Source organism: Arthrobacter sp. V1I9 (assembly GCF_030817075.1).
In the GTDB taxonomy this organism is placed as follows: Bacteria; Actinomycetota; Actinomycetes; order Actinomycetales; family Micrococcaceae; genus Arthrobacter.
Window position 1 is genome coordinate 2,936,681 of the sequence record NZ_JAUSYU010000001.1, and the last position, 16,555, is coordinate 2,953,235.

The following is a 16,555-nucleotide window of genomic DNA, read 5'->3' on the forward strand; positions in this document are numbered from 1 at the left end:
GCCGCAAGACCGCCATAAGTACCGGAGGCAGTCGGTTAACCGCTTAGGGCCACACGACCAAGTGGGCAGGAAGGCACAAGCCCGAAGAACCGGCAGGGGGTCAGCGGCTGGCGGCCGGAACCAGGACCCAGAGGACTTCGACCGGCTGGTCCGTGGGGTTGACCCAGGTGTGCGGTTCCCGGCCGGGGAAGGTCACGGTGTCCCCGGTACTCAAGTCGTATTCCTCATTAGTGAGGATCAGCTTGATTTTGCCCTTGATAACGTGGAGAACGTCAACATCGCAGTCCACGGCATACAACTCGGTCTCGCCGCGGCCGTGCGGCTCGATGCAGGCCTGGATGATCTGGATGCGCCGCTCCGAGCGGGCCGTGAGCAGGCGCTCCACGATGCCTTGGCCGCCGAGGGAGATCCGCGGCCCATCATTGCGTTTGGTGAGATGGGTTTCCGGCGCCGCAAACAGTTCACCGATGGAAATCGAGAGCACTTGGCAAAGGGTCACGAGCGAAGCTACCGAAGGGGACGTCAGGTCGCGCTCCACCCGGCTAAGGAATCCCTTGGTGAGACCAGTGGCGTCAGCAACCTGCTCGATGGTGAGCCGCTGCGACTGCCGCGCCGCGCGGATCCGGGAACCAATGGCAACAGGTACGTTGCTGGGCTCAACTGGCAGTGCCTTCATCCGAGTACCTTTCATGGCCGGCAACCCGGCCCCGCTCTGGAGCAATACTAATGGCCAGCCGCTTCTGTGACGCCTGGATGGCGCGCGTCGCTGCGTACACCAACATCCCCTTGACTGTTACCACCGTCACAGCCTACTCTTTGGAAAACACCTGTTGCCTATAGGGCAATATTTGAGAATCCACTCTCACTCATCCTCATGCAGCGGTTCCCGGCCGGCCCTTTCTTCCGGAGACCACCCCAGCTGCCAAAAGCTCCAAGGAGTCCAACGTGGACGCAAATGTCATCAACATCGCCATTGTGGTGGTGTACCTTCTCGCAATGCTGGCATTCGGCTGGTGGGGCAAGTCCCGTACCAAGAACAACAGCGACTTCCTGGTCGCCGGCCGCCGGCTTGGCCCGTTCCTTTACACCGGCACCATGGCCGCCGTCGTCCTGGGCGGTGCTTCCACGGTGGGCGGCGTGGGCCTCGGCTACAAGTTCGGCATCTCCGGCATGTGGCTGGTCGTCGCCATCGGCGCCGGCGTCCTGCTCCTGAGCCTCCTTTTCGCGGGGACCATCCAGAAGCTGAAGATCTACACGGTCTCGCAGATGCTCACCCTGCGCTACGGCAGCAGGGCTACCGAGGCTTCGGGCATCGTGATGCTCGCGTACACACTGATGCTCTGCGCCACGTCCACCGGCGCCTACGCCACCATTTTCGTGGTCCTCTTCGACTGGGACCGTGCCATGGCCATTGCCGTCGGCGGCGCCATTGTGTTGATCTACTCCACGGTGGGCGGCATGTGGTCCATCACCCTGGCGGACCAGGTGCAGTTCATCATCAAAACTGTCGGCATCTTCTTCCTGATGCTCCCCTTCACCCTCAACGCCGCGGGCGGCATGGACGGCATCCGCAGCCGGGTGGATGCAAGCTTCTTCCAGATCGACGGCATCGGCCTGCAGACCATCATCACCTACTTTGTGGTGTACACCCTGGGCCTGCTGATCGGCCAGGACATCTGGCAGCGCGTCTTCACGGCCAAGACGGCCAAGGTGGCCAGGTGGGGCGGCGCCACCGCCGGAATCTACTGCATCCTTTACGGTGTTGCGGGTGCGCTGATCGGCATGGCCGCCAGCGTGGCGCTGGCCGACATCGAGATTGCCGCAAAGGACGACGTTTACGCCGAGGTGGCGCAGAGCCTGCTGCCCATCGGCATCGGCGGACTGGTATTGGCAGCCGCTGTGGCAGCAATGATGTCCACGGCATCAGGCGCGCTTATCGCAGCCGCAACAGTTGCCCGCGCCGATGTCCTGCCGTTTGTGGCGAGCTGGTTCGGCAAGAACATCAACACCGAGGACACGGACAACCCCGAGCATGACGTCAAGGCAAACCGCATCTGGGTCCTCACCTTAGGCATCGTTGCCATCGTCATCGCCATCATCACCAAGGACGTGGTTGCAGCCCTGACCATCGCCTACGACATCCTGGTGGGCGGCCTCCTCGTGGCCATCCTGGGCGGCCTGGTCTGGAAGCGCGGCACCGGTGTGGCCGCCGCCGCTTCCATGGCCGTGGGCTCGGTGGTCACGCTGGGCACCATGATCGTCCTGGAGATCAACGCCAAGGCGCCGCTGGACGGCATCTACGCCAATGAGCCCATTTACTACGGCCTGCTCGCATCCGCCGTGGTGTACATCGCGGTTTCCCTGCTGACCAAGCCCACGGACCCCCAGGTGATGCGCAACTGGCAGCGCCGCGTTTCCGGGCAGGACAGCCGGGAGACTTCCGCAGAAGCAGTTTCGGCTCCCTAGCAGCACGTCTCAGGCACGCACGACGGCGGCACCCCACCTTTGCTTTCCAGCGAAGGTGGGGTGCCGCCGTCGTCCGTTCTATTGAGCCTCGCGGAATTCGTCGTCATCCAGCGGGACCACGCGTTCCTCTGCGTCGATGATGACGGGCGGCGTTTGGACTACGGGTTCCTCCGCGTCCAGGAATTCATCCTCGGTGTCCCAGTCTTCTTCACTGACGGGCACATCCTCGGCATAGTCGTAGGCGGGATCGGCTTCTACCGAATCAAGGTGGGGCATGTCCGGGTGCTGTCCGGTGGTGTTCATTGTGCGACCTCCGATTGTTCGCCTCTGACGTGCTCTTTCGGGTGCGCGCTGGCGTGCGCCACAGTTTCATCACAGCACCGCACGGTGCCGTGGTCAAGGGTCAGCGCGTTGGGGGCTCGGGCACCTGAAAACCCTGCGTTTTGAGGGATACCGAAACTCCGGAGTGAGGGAAGCCAGCCGAAAAACCGCGGATTTCCGCGGTAAGCTGGCGGTGCAATGGGGCCGAACCATGCCCCATCCAGCCCAGGAGTTTCCGTGTCTCAGCACGCCGATCCATACCGCAACCGCGCAGCCCCATCAGAGTCGTTTCCCTCAGATTCGGGCCCCGCCGCCACCGGCTCGTCCGGGGCCGCATCCGACCGCCGGCTGGTACCCCAGCCCACCTCCGCGGACATCCGCCGCTGGCGCCAGTACCTCGCAGACGAGCGTGCCGAGGCAGCTGTCTACCGGGACCTGGCGCAGAACCGGCAGGGTGAAGAACGCGAGATCCTCCTGGCCCTTGCCGAAGCAGAGGGACGGCACGAGGCACACTGGCTGGGCCTCCTCGGGGAAAACGCCGGCAAGCCCCGCCCGGCGTCGATGCGAAGCCAGCTGCTGGGGTTCCTGGCGCGGCACTTTGGCTCGGTCTTCGTGCTGGCCCTTGCCCAGAGGGCAGAAGGCCGCTCCCCCTACGCCAAGGACCCCAACGCCACGGACGCGATGGCTGCCGACGAGCAGATCCACGAAGAAGTGGTTCGCGGACTGGCCACTCGGGGGCGCAACCGCCTGGCGGGAACCTTCCGCGCCGCCGTTTTCGGCGCCAACGACGGCCTGGTCAGCAACCTTTCCCTGGTGATGGGCATGGCGGCGTCCGGCGTGGCCAGCAGTGTGGTGCTGCTCAGCGGCATTGCCGGCCTGCTGGCAGGTGCCATGTCCATGGGAGCCGGAGAATTCATTTCGGTCCGCTCCCAGCGCGAACTCCTCGCGGCCACCCGCCCCACCCAGGTGACTTTGGCAGCAGCCCCCAAACTGGACATCGAGCACAACGAACTGCTGCTCGTCTATCTGGCCAGGGGTATGTCCCAGGAGGCAGCGCAGCACCGCGTTGCCGAACGCATGGGCCTCCTGTCCTGCGACTGCGACCCCAGCCTTTCCCTGCAGCCGGAGCTTCCCGAGGCCGAGGACCAGCACGAGGCAGTGGGCACGGCGTGGGGCGCGGCCCTGTCCAGCTTCTGCTTCTTCGCCTCAGGGGCCATTGTCCCCATCCTGCCGTTCCTGTTCGGCATGACCGGCGTAGCAGCCCTGGTGGTGGCAGGTGTTCTCGTGGGCCTTGCCCTCCTGGTCACCGGCGGCATCGTGGGCCTGCTCTCCGGAACGTCACCGCTTACCCGGGGCCTGCGCCAGCTCGCCATCGGGCTGGGCGCCGCAGGGGTCACCTACCTGCTCGGGTTGGTCTTCGGCACCGTCATCCACTAGCAGTAAAGCTCACTGGCAGTAAGGTTCACTAGCAATAGGTCCGTCGGCAGCAGCAAATGAGCGGGACCGGATATTGGGGGTGCAGTAGTGGACGGGCAGCCGCCGCGCCAGGCCGGAAGGCGGGCACGCACTGGAAGCAGCGGCAGGGCCCTTCGATTTGTACTCACAGGTGCCCTGTTCTCCGCAGCATTGCTGGGGGCTGCGCTGGTGCTGGACGATCCCCGGATCAAGGATTTCCTCGATGTCCGCCTCGGCCCCGGCGTCGGCGGGCAAGAGGGCGGCGGCGGCGGCGAGCCCCAAGCTGGAACCGCCGGGAACCCCGGAGGGCAGCCCGCGGCGGAGGCACGGACAGGAGCCCCGCCGGCGGGAGTCGAGGAAGAGGCGGCCCCCTTGCGCGAGCCCGTGCCACCAGCCGTGGGCAGTGATTCCTACCGGTTCCTGGCGGTCAACGGCGACGGCAGCCCGGTTGGTTACTCCCCATGCCGGCCGCTGCACTACGTCATCAACGGCGACCTGGCGCCCGCCGGCTCGGAGTACCTGATTCCTGACGCCATCTCTACTATTTCCGCTGCCACCGGCATAACGTTCGTCTACGACGGCACCACCACCGAACTGCCGTCACCCCAGCGGCCGCCTTACCAGCCCGATGCCTACGGCGAGCGCTGGGCGCCGCTCCTCATCGCGTGGACAACCCCGGAGGTCGCGCCGCAGCTGAAAGGGAAAGTGATCGGCACCGGCGGCAGCACCCACTACGGCTACAACGAAGGCCCCAAGACCTTCGTTACCGGCGGACTTGACCTCGACGCACCGCAAATAGCCGATGAACTGCTGAACCCCGACGGCCACCTCTACGCCACTGCCGTGATCCTGCACGAACTCAGCCATGTGATGGGACTGGACCATGTGGAGGACCCCACCCAACTGATGTACCCGGAGATCGGCACTTCCGAGGGGCTGTCCACAGGGGACCTCAACGGCCTCTATGAGTTGGGCAAGGCGCAATGCCGCAAGGACCTCTGAGCTGCCCTTCCGCGGCCCGCCATCCTGGCTAGCCCTGCAGTACTTCTGCCGCCTCGTCAACCGTATCCACCAGAAAAATCCGGTCCGCCATGGGCCTGCCCGCGGCCAGGCTTCGGAGCATTGGCCACGCGGGATACTGGTGCTCCCAGTGGTGCCTGCCCACCAGCACCATGGGCGTGATTTTCTCGCGTGCGCCATAGTAGTTCTCACAGGCATCCTGGAAGATCTCCTGCACAGTTCCTGCGGCTCCCGGGAGGAAGATGATGCCCCCTTGGCAGAGCTCGAGCAGGATGGCTTCGCGGATGGCATTGGCGAAGTATTTGGCAATGTGCGTGGCGAAGTAATTGGGTGGCTCATGGCCGTAGAACCAGGTGGGGATGCCCAACGACGGCGTTCCATCCGGGTAGCGCTCGACGACGGCGGCCGCCGCGCGCGCCCACGCAGACACCGAGGGACGAAACCCCGGGACGGCGCCAAGCCCTGCCAGCGCAGCCTGCAGCCCGCCGTCGTCCGCTTGGCTCAGGTAGGCCCCCAGGTTGGCTGCCTCCATGGCTCCCGGTCCCCCGCCCGTTGCCACCACGTGCCCGTCCCGGGCAAGCAGCCTGCCCAACTGTGCTGCCTGGGAATAGTCGGCGCTCCCCCGCTGGGCCGCATGCCCGCCCATGACGCCGACTACGGACCGGTTGGAGAAGGGCCCGGAATGGATTGCTTCTTCCAGCGCATCGCCGATTGCGTGGTCGTGCAGAGCTGACGCGAGGGTGGCGTCCAACCGGTGCCGCTGGCCCGGCTGGATGCTCCACTGGTAGATCTGCGCGTCGGGCAGTTCTTCATACGGGGCATCCGCGAGGCCGGTGTAAAGCTCGGCGGGCGAATACAAACCGGCCCGGTAGGGGTTGAAGGGAACTGCGTCGAGGCGCGGGAAAATCAAGGCGCCCCGGCGCCGGAGGGTGTCCTCCATCCCGTCGTCAAAGGTGCAGCCAAGGAAGATGGCGCCTTCAACGTTCACCTGCTCCATGGCAGCGGCCCGCCCGCGAAGGTCAAGCGACTGGGCGTGCCAGCCGTCGAGCTCCGCGCCGCGTCCGCTGACCAGGCGGTCAAAAATAGCGAGGTCATCCACCTCAAGGCTGCGGGGGCTGGGGCCAAGGTTGCCGGATAGATTCATACGTAAGGCTAACGCGTCAGAAATCGGTTGCTCATCCGCCCAGCCTAGTAGGACGCTCCCACATGAGCTCCCCTGCGGAGTCCTTGGCGGGCCCAAAAGTGCCTGCTATTATCGTCAACAAGGTAGTATGTCCTATCAAGCGAACATAGGCTGACATTCGCGGCTCCGGGCAGACCGGACGACGCGGCCACAAGGGAGCGCTTCATGGCGAATCAACTAAACCTCAGCATCGACCGCTCTTCGCCGGTGCCCCTTTACCATCAGGTGGTGCAAGGCATCGAAGCAGCCATCCACACCGGAGTGCTCCCTCCCGGCAGCCGGCTGGACAACGAGATTGACCTCGCCGCACAGTTGAACCTGTCGCGGCCCACCATGCGCAAGGCCATGGATGAACTGGTGCGCTCCGGCCTGCTGGTGCGCAAGCGGGGCGTGGGGACACAGGTCGTGTCCAGCCAGGTCCGGCGCCCGCTGGAGCTTTCCAGCCTCTTTGACGACCTCAGCAACAACGCCGCCAAGCCCACCACAGACGTTCTCACGTTTAGCCACGACGAGGCCGACGACCCGACGCGCGAGGCGCTCCACCTTCCGCCGGGCGCCATGGTGTACCACTTCACCCGGTTGAGGAAAGTGGGCGGGAAACCGCTGGCGCTGATGGAAAACTGGGTCCGCGATGACATCACGCCCCTCACCGAGGAACTCTTGGGCAGCCAAGGCCTGTACTCCGTACTGCGCAACGGCGGAGTGAATTTCCGGCTCGCCACCCAACGGATCGGCGCCGTAGTAGCCAACGAGTACCAGGCCACGCAACTCGACACGGTGCCAGGCTCGGCCTTAGTCACCATGGAGCGGACCGCCGTGGACGATACAGGCCGCAACGTGGAAACCGGACACCATGTGTACCGTGCGGATTCGTACAGCTTTGAAATGACACTCGTACAGCGCTAGTGCAAGGACTACATATCTATGACTAACTGGGTCTACCCCCTGGGCAGTGCCGCCGACGGTGGTTGGGACGTCTCGCTCGGAACCTCCGATTCATCCCTGGCAGTGGATGGCTGGGCCCATACGGGCGTGAAAGTCGCCACCCTCGCGGCCGGGGCCGCCATCGGGCTGCCGGCGGCGGGTGAAGAACGAATAGTAGTTCCGCTCAACGGTTCCTTCACTGTCACAGTCGACGGCGAAGACTATGTGCTGAAGGGGCGCGCTTCCGTGTTCCACGGCCCCAGCGATGTCCTGTATTCGGGGACTGGCCGTGCCGTCACCGTCAGTTCCGAGGACGGCGGCAGGTTCGCGGTTGCCACCGCCCCGGCCAACGCCTCCTACCCCACCCGCCTGGTTACCGGTGCCGAGACCCCCGTGGAGTTGCGCGGAGCCGGCAACTGCTCCCGGCAGGTTCACAATTTCGGCACGCCCGCGGCCCTCGAGGCCGACCGTTTTATCGTCTGCGAAGTGCTCACCCCCGCAGGGAACTGGTCGTCCTACCCTCCTCACAAGCACGATGAGGAAAAGGACGGCGAGACGAACCTCGAAGAGATCTACTATTTCGAGACGCAGGTGGCCGAGGGTTCCGCAGCTCCGGCCGACGCTGACGCCATCGGCTACCAGCGGGTTTATGCCTCGGACGAGCGCCCCATCAACGTCGCGGCGGAGGTCCGCACGGGCGACGTTGTCCTGGTCCCCTACGGCTGGCACGGGCCAGCCATGGCCGCACCGGGCTACGACCTGTACTACCTGAACGTGATGGCTGGACCGGGCCCCGTCCGTCAATGGCTCATCAGCGACGACCCGCACCACGGCTGGGTTCGGCAAAGCTGGGACGGCCTGGACGTCGATCCTCGGCTGCCGTTCACAGCCTAGCGACAAGAAAATGCCCCTCCGGAATTCCGGAGGGGCATTTTCCGTCGCAGCAAATCGCTCACCTGGCGACGCTGACGGCCACCTTCACGGCAACCCCTGTGGCAAGCGACTCCTGGGCAGCATCCGCCACCCGCGAAGCTGCCACCGCGTCCTCGGGTGTGCAGGGGTTGTCCCGCCTGCCCAGGATCAGTTCCACAAAGGCCGCCATTTCGTCACGGTACGCAGCGTCGAACCTCTCGGCGAAAGTCCGGTGCGGCTCCCCTGCAGGGAATCCAATGCCGGGTTCAGCCGAGGCCAGCGCGGCTTTGTCATCCAGCCCTACCAGCAGCGACCGCCGGGACCCCTGGATCTCCAGGCGGACGTCATGGCCAGCCCCGTTGTATCGGGTGGCCGAGACCGTGCCGACCGTGCCGTCGTCGAACGTCACCAGCGCGAGCGCGGTGTCCACGTCCCCCACCGCGGCGATGGCCGGGTCACCGTTGTTGGAACCCTTCGCATAGACCTCAACGATCTCCCGGCCGGTCAGCCAGCGGAGGATGTCAAAGTCATGGACGGAGCAGTCCCGGAACAGGCCTCCTGAGCTGGCCAGGAATTCCACGGGAGGCGGCGCCATGTCGCAGGTGACTGCCCGCAGTGAATGGATCCAGCCCAGCTCGCCCGCCTCGTAGGCGCGCCGCGCCTCAAGGTAGCCGGCATCAAAGCGGCGCTGGTGGCCAATCTGGACCACACCTTGCCGGTCCCGGATGTACTCCAGCACCGGAAGCGCATCCGCCACGTCCATGGCCACCGGCTTTTCGCAGAAGACCGGGATGCCAGCGTCCACGCCGGCCTTGATCAGCTCAGGGTGGGTGCCCGTCCCGGTGGCAACCACCAGGCCGTCCAGCCCAGAGGCCAGCAGCGCCTCCACCGTCGGAAGGAATTCGGCCCCGAGGCCGGCCGCGACGGTCCTGGCGTGGTCTTGGGCCACGTCAGTCAGCCGCAGCCGGACGTTGATGCCTTCCGGATTGAGCGCCCCATTCAGTGTGGCGATGTTGTTCGCGTGCATCACACCGATCCGGCCAACACCCACCAGACCCCAAAATTACATCTTTCATCGCTTTTCCGCCGCATAATCGTTGAAGGCGCCCCGGAAGGCGTCCAGTGCCGCGTCGCTGTCATCCTTTGCCCAGGCTTCCATGCCCACGGTGCCCTCGTAGCCAGCCTCGGCAAGTGCCCCGGCGACTGCCGCGTAGTTGATTTCCCCGGTCCCGGGTTCGCAGCGTCCAGGGACGTCGGCCACCTGGATCTCGCCGACGTACGGCAGGGCTGTCCGCACCAGCTCAATGAGGTTACCTTCCCCCAGTTGGGCGTGGTAAAGGTCCAGCATCAGCTTGGCGTGGGGGTGCCCGGCGGCTTCAACGAGTGCCAGCGTGTCCTTTGCGCGCGCCAGCGGGATGCCGGGGTGGTCAAGGACGGTATTGAGGTTCTCCAGGCAGAATGTCAGGCCGTGTTTTTCGCCCAGTCTGCCGAGGCGCTCCAGCGTCCGTGCGCCGGTGCTCCACATGCTGCCGGTGGAACGGAATACGGGACGCGCGGCGTGGCCGTCGATGAGTTCCGCCGGGTGCACCACCATCCGGCTGATGCCGAGTTCCAGAGCGGTGGGGATCAATGCTTCCGCGGTCCGCACCACGTCATCGGCGGAGCCGGGGTCCACCAGGCTGCCCGCGGTGTAGCCCGTCATGGAGGAAAACACCGCACCCGTTGCCTTGAGCGCAGCAATGTCCTTGGTCCGCGAATCCCACAGTTCGACGTCGAAGCCGGACTCATGGATCCGTTGCACCCGTTCCACAAAGGGAAGGTCCGTGAAGACCATTTCCGCGCAGACCGCCAGGCGCATCAGACGCCTGCCGTCTCATTGACCGCCACCGGGGCGCCGCGCTTGACCGACTCGATGCACGCCAAGGCCATGGCCAGCGCACGGCGGGCGTCCGCGGCGCCGGGCGTGAGGGTGAATCCGGACGACGACGGCGGCACGCCGTCCCGCCGTGCACGCACCGCACCGGCAAAATCAGTCAGCTCGTCCGTATAGGCCTGCCGGAACAGTTCAACGTTGAGCCGCGGAGTGTCGGCGGAGAGCCCGTCCGCCGTGTAGCGCCGGGCTGCCGTTTCGGTGGTGCGGCCGGCCTGGACCATGCCCTTGGAGCCGAAGACTTCGCCGCGGATGTCGTACCCGTACAGTGCGCTGAAGTTTGCCTCGGCCACGGCCACCGCGCCGTTGCTGTAACGTATGGTCACCACCGCGGTGTCCAGGAACCCTTCCGCGCGCAGGGTGGGCTCCACGAGGGCGTCCGCCACGGCGTAGACCTCCACCGGCTCGGCCCCCTCATTGAACCAGTTGAGGGTGTCGAAGTCGTGGATGAGGGTCTCCAGGAAGATGGTCCAGGCCGGGACCCGGGCGGCGTTCGGGATGCTTCCGTTCCCGGGATCGCGGGTCAGTGAGCGGAGCAGCTGCGGTGTTCCGGCGATGCCCGCCGCAAGGTCCTTTTTCGCGGCTTGGAAGTCGTCCGCGTAGCGCCGGTTGAAGCCAACCTGGAAATGCACGCCGGCTTCCTCAACGGCGGCGAGTGAGGCGTCGAGTTCGTCGAGCCCCTGGCCGGCCGGCTTCTCGCAGAAGACGTGCTTTCCGGCGGCGGCGGCCTGGGCAATCAGTGATGAGTGAAAGCGTGCCGGGCTGGCGATCACCACAGCATCGATCTCCGGATCCGCCAGGATGTCGTCTGCGCTGGCCGTCACATTGGTGGTGCCGAGTTCGTGGGCGAGGGCCTGCGCGGAGTCCAGGTTGGGGTCGGCGATGGCCGCCAGGACGGCGCCCGGGACGCGGTGTGCGATGCTGTCGGCGTGGAACGCCCCCATCCAGCCGGAGCCGATGAGTCCGATCCGAACGGGTTCCTGGGCTGGAGCGGGACTGTGGGTGAGGTAGGCCATGGGCTGGTCCTTTCGCTGGTAAACGTGGAGGTGGATCAGTGTTTGGGGTGTCGCCGGAGGGTGGTCACGCCGCAGCGCCGGCTTCGCCGGGGAACACCACACGCAGCTGGTCGGCGGATTTCGTCGGCCACGTCCAGGGTGCGGACAGAGGCTGCGAGCGTCCGTTGTCTGGCTTGCGTGCTGCCGGCGGCTATGGCCCGCGCCACCGCAGCCGCCTCGTAGTGCAGGCCTTCGAAGTGGCCGCCGGCCGGTTCGTCATGACGGAGGAGTGTTCCGTCAGGGAACCGGACCTCGAAACCGCCGGGCATATTGAACGGGCCCTCGATGGTCAGGGTGGCCTTGGAACCGACCACCGAGGCGGCCGTGGGCGTGAAGTTGTGGACGTGCGTGTTCACCACTGCCTGGGCGCCGCCGTCGAACTGCATAACAGCGGACAGTTGGGCGTTCACCCCGGATTCATGTGGTTGCCCGACGGCGAACAGCCGCTCTGGACTGCCCAGTATCTCGGTGACAAGCGCCAGCGGGTAGGTGCCCAGGTCAAGAAGCGGGCCGCCGGCCAGTTCCGGGTTGAAAATGCGGTGCGTGCGGTCGAAGTGCTCGCCATACTCCGCGACGACCGTGGTGATGGTGCCCAGTGTCCCGGCGTGGAGGATCTGCCGGATCACATCGAACTTCGGCAGGAAAAAGGTCCACATCGCCTCGGCGGCGAATACTCCGGCTTCCTCCGCCCGGCGGGCGATGTCCCGTGCCTGGCCTGCGTTGAGTCCGATCGGCTTTTCGATCAGGACGTGCTTGCCGGCGTCGATAGCGAACGCAGCAGCTGCGTGGTGGCCGGTGTGCGGCGTGCAGACATAGACGATGTCAATGTCCGGGGCGGCGGCCAATTCCTCATAGCTGCCGTAGGCCGCAGCCACGTCATATGCTTCCGCGAAGGCCTTGGAGCGGCTCAGCGAACGGGACCCGACGGCGGCGATCACCTGCCCGGTGTGCGCCTGGATGGATTCGGTGAACCGTTCGGCAATCCAGCCCGGGCCCATGATGCCCCACCGCAGCACGGGGGCATCCCGGGATGCGGGCACGCGGGACTGCGGGAGGGTTGTCGCCGTCATGCGTAGCTCACTTTCGTGGATGCACCGTCGCTGTGCAGCGACTGGATCATTGCTTGGGCAACGAGCGAGGCGTTGAGCCCGTCCTGCGCGCCGGCGAGGGTGGGCTTCTCTCCTTGCATGAGCGCGGAAATCCAGGCCTGCAGCTGCAGCCGGTATGCATCGGCGAATCTGGGGCGCCAGTCCGCGGGAATCTGCTCCTGCCGGCTTCCCTGCTGCTCAATTCCCAGCAGCGCCGATTCCTGCAGTGCGGTGGTGCCGTGCTCCGAAACGACCTCGCAGCGGGTGGTGTAGCCGTACTGCGCATTCAGGTACAGCTCCAGGGTTGTGAGGGTTCCATCGGCGGCACGGAGCGTCATGAAGGCGGGATCCCGCAGTCCGGCCAGGGCATTCCGCGTACTTTTTCCGGCCTGCCACGAAACTTCCGTGATGGGAGAGTCCAGCAGCCAAGGAATGATGTCCAGCTCGTGGATGGCCGAATTCGTGATGGCCGATTCGGAGGTGGTACCGGGAGCTGCGGAGGCATTACGGCTGATGCAGTGGACAATCAGCGGCTCGCCCTGCACCCGGTCCTGCACGGCCTGCCGCAGTGCAACGTAGCCCGGGTCGAAGCGCCGCATAAAACCCAGCGAGAGTAGGGACGCACCGGTTGCCGCCAGCATGTCGGTGTCGGCGGCTACCACCTCCAGGCTTTCCAAAACCGTGGGTGCCAGGGGCTTTTCGCACAGGACCGGCGTCATCGCCTCGAAGCACTCCAGGACCAGTCCGGCGTGCGTGGAATCGTGTGAGGCCACCACGACGGCGTCCACCTCGCTGGAGTTGATCAGCTCCGATGGATCAGTGGTGATGCGTGCCGACGGCGGTGCTGCCGCGGCGGCGCGTTCAGCGTCGAGATCGGCCACAAAGGTAACTTCGGCGCCGCCAATGGTGGTGGAAAGGTTCCTGATGTGGTCGGCGCCCATAATTCCGGCGCCGACGACGCCTACCCGGATCGGCATGGTGTTCCCTTCGTGGACGTTTCGTGTGCGGGCGTGATTTCCCCGGACGGTGCGGACAGGCATGGCGGGGTCTCCGGAGTGATCCCGGAGCACCCCGCCTGGTGCTGCCGCTAGGCGTGTTTTGGGCCGCCGGCCTGGGCAGTGTCTGAAACTCCGGCGACTTCGGCTTGTACTTCTTTGACGATGTCGCCGTGTCCGCCGAGTTGTTCGAGTTCGTGGGCGAGTTCGGCGAGTTCGGCGCCGCCGGCCATTTGGGCGGTGAGTTCGTCGAGGGTGATGTCTTTTTTGTCGTAGTAGCCGATGGACTTGCCGCGTTTGAGCAGCAGGAACCGGTCCCCGACGGGGAAAGCGTGGTGGGGGTTGTGGGTGATGAAGATGACGCCGAGGCCGCGGTCGCGGGCCTGCAGGATGTAGCGCAGGACCACGCCTGACTGCTTCACACCGAGAGCGGCGGTTGGTTCGTCCAAAATCAGGACCTTGGCGCCGAAGTACACGGCCCGGGCGATCGCGACGCACTGGCGTTCGCCGCCGGAGAGCTGGCCGATGGGCTGTTCGACGTCGCGCAGGTCGATGCCCATCTCGGCGAGTTCCTTGAGCGTGATGGCTTTCATCTTCTCGACGTCCATGCTCTTGAACGGGCCGAACCCGGAGGTCAGTTCGGAGCCGAGGAAGAAGTTCCGCCAGATCGGCATCAGTGGCACGACGGCGAGGTCCTGGTAGACGGTGGCGATCCCGGCGTCGAGGGCGTCCCGGGGGGAGCTGAATTTGCGTTCCTCGCCCATGATGTTCAGCACCCCGGCGTCGTGCTGGTGCAGCCCTGCGATGATTTTGATCAGCGTCGACTTGCCGGCGCCGTTATCACCGAGCACGCAGGTGACGCGGCCGTTGTCCACGGCCATGGTCACATCAGACAGGGCAATAATGTTGCCGTAGTGCTTGCCCACCCCGTCCAGGGAGAGCAGGTGCACGGGGGTGTGGGTGAGGGGGTCTTTTTCGTTTTGCAGCAGCGTTTGCTGGTCGATCTGGTTGGCGTTCATGTTCCCTGACCCCTTTACTTGAGTTCCGCGCGGCGTTTGACGATGAGGTTGACGATGGTTGCCAGCAGCAGCATCAGGCCAAGGAAGAACTTGAACCAGTCCGGGTTCCACTGCGCGTAGACGATGCCCTTGTTGGCCATGCCGAAGATGAACGCGCCGATCGCGCCGCCCACGGCAGAGCCGTACCCGCCGGTCAGGAGGCACCCGCCGATCACCGCGGCAATGATGTAGAGGAACTCGTTACCGACGCCCTCACCGGACTGCACGGTGTCGAAGGCGAAGAGGTTGTGCATGCCCAGCACCCAGCCGCAGAACCCTACACCCATAAACAGGCCGATCTTGGTGGCTTTGACCGGGACGCCCACGGCGCGGGCTGCGTTCTCGTCCCCGCCGACGGCGAAGATCCAGTTCCCCACCCGGGTCCGCATGAGCACCCAGGTGGCCACTGCGACGAGCGCGATCCAGATGAACACCGTGTTCTTGACTTCAACACCGGCGATCGTGACCGAGGAGGCGAACACCGCACGGGCGGAGTCGAAGCCGTCCATGTTGGAGATCGAGGGTGAGGACACGGACCCGCCGATCAGCCGGGTCAGGCCCAGGTTCAGGCCGGTCAGCATCAGGAACGTCGCGAGGGTGACGATGAAGCTGGGCAGTTTGGTCTTCATCAGGATCCAGCCGTTGATGAAGCCGATGCCCACCGATACGACCAGGGCAAGGCCGACACCGACCCAGACGTTCGTGCTGAAGTACCAGCTGAACATCGAAGCGGTCAGGGCCGAGGAGATCACGGCAACACCGGTGGACAGGTCGAATTCCCCGCCGATCATCAGCAGGGACACCCCCACCGCCATGATTCCGATCGTGGAACTGCCATAGAGGATGGTCGCCAGCGCGTTGGGCTGGGTAAACGTTGAGGACACCAACGCGAAGAAGATGAAGAGGACGATCGCGCCCACGAGGGCGCCGACCTCGGGCCGGCCGAGAAGCTTCTGGAACGGGCTGCGCTTGGCCACACGCTCGTCGGACACTGCCGACTTTGTGGCTGTCTTTGTCTGGGTGATGGTCATATTAAGTCTCCTTGCTGCCGGGCCGGCCTTCACCGGCCCGGCCAGCGGGCTGTTAGCGGATACCCTGTTCGGCGAACTTCAGGACATCAGCGGCGTTGGACTGGTCGACGATTGCCGGGCCGGTCAGGACCGACTGTCCGCCGCCGAGCCTGAATCCACCCCGCTTGTTCTGCCACAGCGCATCCACTGCACCGTAGCCCTGCAGCCACGGCTGCTGGTCCACCGTGAACAACACACTGCCGTCGGATACTTTTTGGGCAAGTTCCTTGTTCAGGTCAAAGCTGGCAACCTTGGCAGAACTACCGGCGGTGGCCACTGACTTTAGGAGCGTCAGGGTAATGGGCGCACCCAGGCCGATGATGACATCAGCGTCCTTGGATGCCTGAAGCTTCGCGGTGGCCGTCGATTCGACTGACGTCATGTCCGCTCCGTTTACGTACAGGATTTCCGTGCCGGGTACCTTGGCCTTCACGCCGGCACACCGCGCCTCGAGGCCCACGTGCCCCTGCGCCTGAATGACGCACACCGGGTGCTTGTAGCCACCCTCTGCCAGCCGTGAACCCACCGCCTGGCCCGCGAGCTGCTCGTTGGAGCCGAAGTGGGTGAACGCTCCCAGCTGCGCAGAGGCTGCTTCGCCGGCGTTGAAGCTGACAATCGGAATGCCTGCATCGGCGGCCTTCTTCAACGCCTCCTTCAAGGCGTCCGGCGTGGCCAGGGTTACCGCAATGCCGTCCACCTTCTGGTCGATGGCCTGCTCGATCAGCTGCGCCTGCCGGCCGGCCTCAGGATCGGAGGTGTAGAGCAGTTCAACGTTGTCCTTCGCGGCCGCCTCCTCGGCTCCCTTCCGAACCGTGTCCCAGAAGGTGTCACCGGCAGGGGCGTGGGCGATCAACGCAATCTTCATGCGCTCGGTTGTGGCGACCTGGCCGCCGCCACCGCCGTTCGCAGCTTCGGGCGCCCTCCCGCCGGTGCTCGAGCACGCGCTCAAAGCCATCATCGGTACTACTGCCGCCACCAGAGCAGCCTTGCGCCAAGAAAAATTAGCCACCTAAATCTCCTTTGATCTCTCAGTCCCCGGGCTGCCTCTCTGCAGCCGCCGGAGCACTGTCTACCTCGA

The 16,555-nt window shown here is 65.2% G+C and carries 16 protein-coding genes; 5 read left to right on the forward strand and 11 right to left on the reverse strand.

Annotation, left to right across the window (positions count from 1 at the left end; translation table 11 throughout):
- Nucleotides 1-100 precede the first annotated feature (100 nt).
- Nucleotides 101-676: a cupin domain-containing protein gene (locus tag QFZ70_RS13730; RefSeq protein ID WP_307096400.1), complete on the reverse strand. Its 576-nt coding sequence runs from the start codon at nucleotides 674-676 to the stop codon at nucleotides 101-103.
- 269 nt (nucleotides 677-945) lie between these two features.
- Here QFZ70_RS13730 and QFZ70_RS13735 point away from each other — a divergent pair, with 269 nt between their 5' ends.
- On the forward strand, nucleotides 946-2,466 hold the full coding sequence (locus QFZ70_RS13735) for a sodium:solute symporter (RefSeq protein ID WP_307096401.1): 1,521 nt from the start codon (nucleotides 946-948) through the stop codon (nucleotides 2,464-2,466).
- Nucleotides 2,467-2,544: 78 nt separating this feature from the next.
- On the opposite strand, the gene QFZ70_RS13740 is transcribed toward QFZ70_RS13735, so the two are convergent.
- Nucleotides 2,545-2,769: a hypothetical protein gene (locus QFZ70_RS13740; RefSeq protein WP_307096402.1), complete on the reverse strand. Its 225-nt coding sequence runs from the start codon at nucleotides 2,767-2,769 to the stop codon at nucleotides 2,545-2,547.
- A gap of 255 nt (nucleotides 2,770-3,024) precedes the next feature.
- Between QFZ70_RS13740 and QFZ70_RS13745 the strand changes: the two genes are divergently transcribed.
- Together QFZ70_RS13745 and QFZ70_RS13750 are read left to right on the forward strand one after the other, a co-directional pair.
- Nucleotides 3,025-4,224 (forward strand): VIT1/CCC1 transporter family protein, encoded by a 1,200-nt coding sequence (locus QFZ70_RS13745; protein WP_373461592.1) that lies wholly within the window; start codon nucleotides 3,025-3,027, stop codon nucleotides 4,222-4,224.
- Nucleotides 4,225-4,311: 87 nt separating this feature from the next.
- Nucleotides 4,312-5,244, forward strand: a complete 933-nt coding sequence (locus QFZ70_RS13750; RefSeq protein ID WP_307096403.1) for a matrixin family metalloprotease — start codon at nucleotides 4,312-4,314, stop codon at nucleotides 5,242-5,244.
- Between the two features lie 28 nt (nucleotides 5,245-5,272).
- Here QFZ70_RS13750 and QFZ70_RS13755 read toward each other — a convergent pair whose 3' ends face one another.
- Nucleotides 5,273-6,406, reverse strand: coding sequence for an LOG family protein (locus QFZ70_RS13755; protein WP_307096404.1), 1,134 nt, complete (start codon nucleotides 6,404-6,406; stop codon nucleotides 5,273-5,275).
- 204 nt (nucleotides 6,407-6,610) lie between these two features.
- Here QFZ70_RS13755 and QFZ70_RS13760 point away from each other — a divergent pair, with 204 nt between their 5' ends.
- Both QFZ70_RS13760 and iolB read left to right on the forward strand, forming a co-directional pair.
- Nucleotides 6,611-7,351: a GntR family transcriptional regulator gene (locus QFZ70_RS13760; RefSeq protein ID WP_307096405.1), complete on the forward strand. Its 741-nt coding sequence runs from the start codon at nucleotides 6,611-6,613 to the stop codon at nucleotides 7,349-7,351.
- An 18-nt stretch (nucleotides 7,352-7,369) separates the two neighbouring features.
- Nucleotides 7,370-8,263 (forward strand): 5-deoxy-glucuronate isomerase, encoded by an 894-nt coding sequence (gene iolB / locus QFZ70_RS13765; RefSeq protein ID WP_307096407.1) that lies wholly within the window; start codon nucleotides 7,370-7,372, stop codon nucleotides 8,261-8,263.
- Between the two features lie 58 nt (nucleotides 8,264-8,321).
- On the opposite strand, the gene QFZ70_RS13770 is transcribed toward iolB, so the two are convergent.
- The 8 genes from QFZ70_RS13770 to QFZ70_RS13805 form a co-directional block, all read right to left on the reverse strand.
- Nucleotides 8,322-9,308, reverse strand: coding sequence for a Gfo/Idh/MocA family oxidoreductase (locus tag QFZ70_RS13770; protein WP_307096409.1), 987 nt, complete (start codon nucleotides 9,306-9,308; stop codon nucleotides 8,322-8,324).
- 45 nt (nucleotides 9,309-9,353) lie between these two features.
- On the reverse strand, nucleotides 9,354-10,139 hold the full coding sequence (locus QFZ70_RS13775; protein WP_307096411.1) for a TIM barrel protein: 786 nt from the start codon (nucleotides 10,137-10,139) through the stop codon (nucleotides 9,354-9,356).
- Nucleotides 10,139-11,227, reverse strand: coding sequence for a Gfo/Idh/MocA family oxidoreductase (locus QFZ70_RS13780; protein ID WP_307096414.1), 1,089 nt, complete (start codon nucleotides 11,225-11,227; stop codon nucleotides 10,139-10,141). Before QFZ70_RS13780 ends, QFZ70_RS13775 begins: the two co-directional genes overlap by 1 nt.
- A 35-nt stretch (nucleotides 11,228-11,262) precedes the next feature.
- Nucleotides 11,263-12,336: a Gfo/Idh/MocA family protein gene (locus QFZ70_RS13785; RefSeq protein ID WP_307096415.1), complete on the reverse strand. Its 1,074-nt coding sequence runs from the start codon at nucleotides 12,334-12,336 to the stop codon at nucleotides 11,263-11,265.
- Complete coding sequence (locus tag QFZ70_RS13790) at nucleotides 12,333-13,331, reverse strand: Gfo/Idh/MocA family oxidoreductase (RefSeq protein WP_307096417.1); 999 nt, start codon at nucleotides 13,329-13,331, stop codon at nucleotides 12,333-12,335. The genes QFZ70_RS13785 and QFZ70_RS13790 overlap by 4 nt, the downstream gene beginning before the upstream one ends.
- A gap of 110 nt (nucleotides 13,332-13,441) precedes the next feature.
- Nucleotides 13,442-14,368: an ATP-binding cassette domain-containing protein gene (locus QFZ70_RS13795; protein ID WP_104044694.1), complete on the reverse strand. Its 927-nt coding sequence runs from the start codon at nucleotides 14,366-14,368 to the stop codon at nucleotides 13,442-13,444.
- Between the two features lie 14 nt (nucleotides 14,369-14,382).
- Nucleotides 14,383-15,438: an ABC transporter permease gene (locus tag QFZ70_RS13800; protein ID WP_307096419.1), complete on the reverse strand. Its 1,056-nt coding sequence runs from the start codon at nucleotides 15,436-15,438 to the stop codon at nucleotides 14,383-14,385.
- A gap of 52 nt (nucleotides 15,439-15,490) precedes the next feature.
- A complete protein-coding gene (locus QFZ70_RS13805; RefSeq protein ID WP_104044692.1) occupies nucleotides 15,491-16,486 on the reverse strand; it encodes a substrate-binding domain-containing protein in 996 nt (331 codons plus the stop codon).
- Nucleotides 16,487-16,555: the final 69 nt, after the last annotated feature.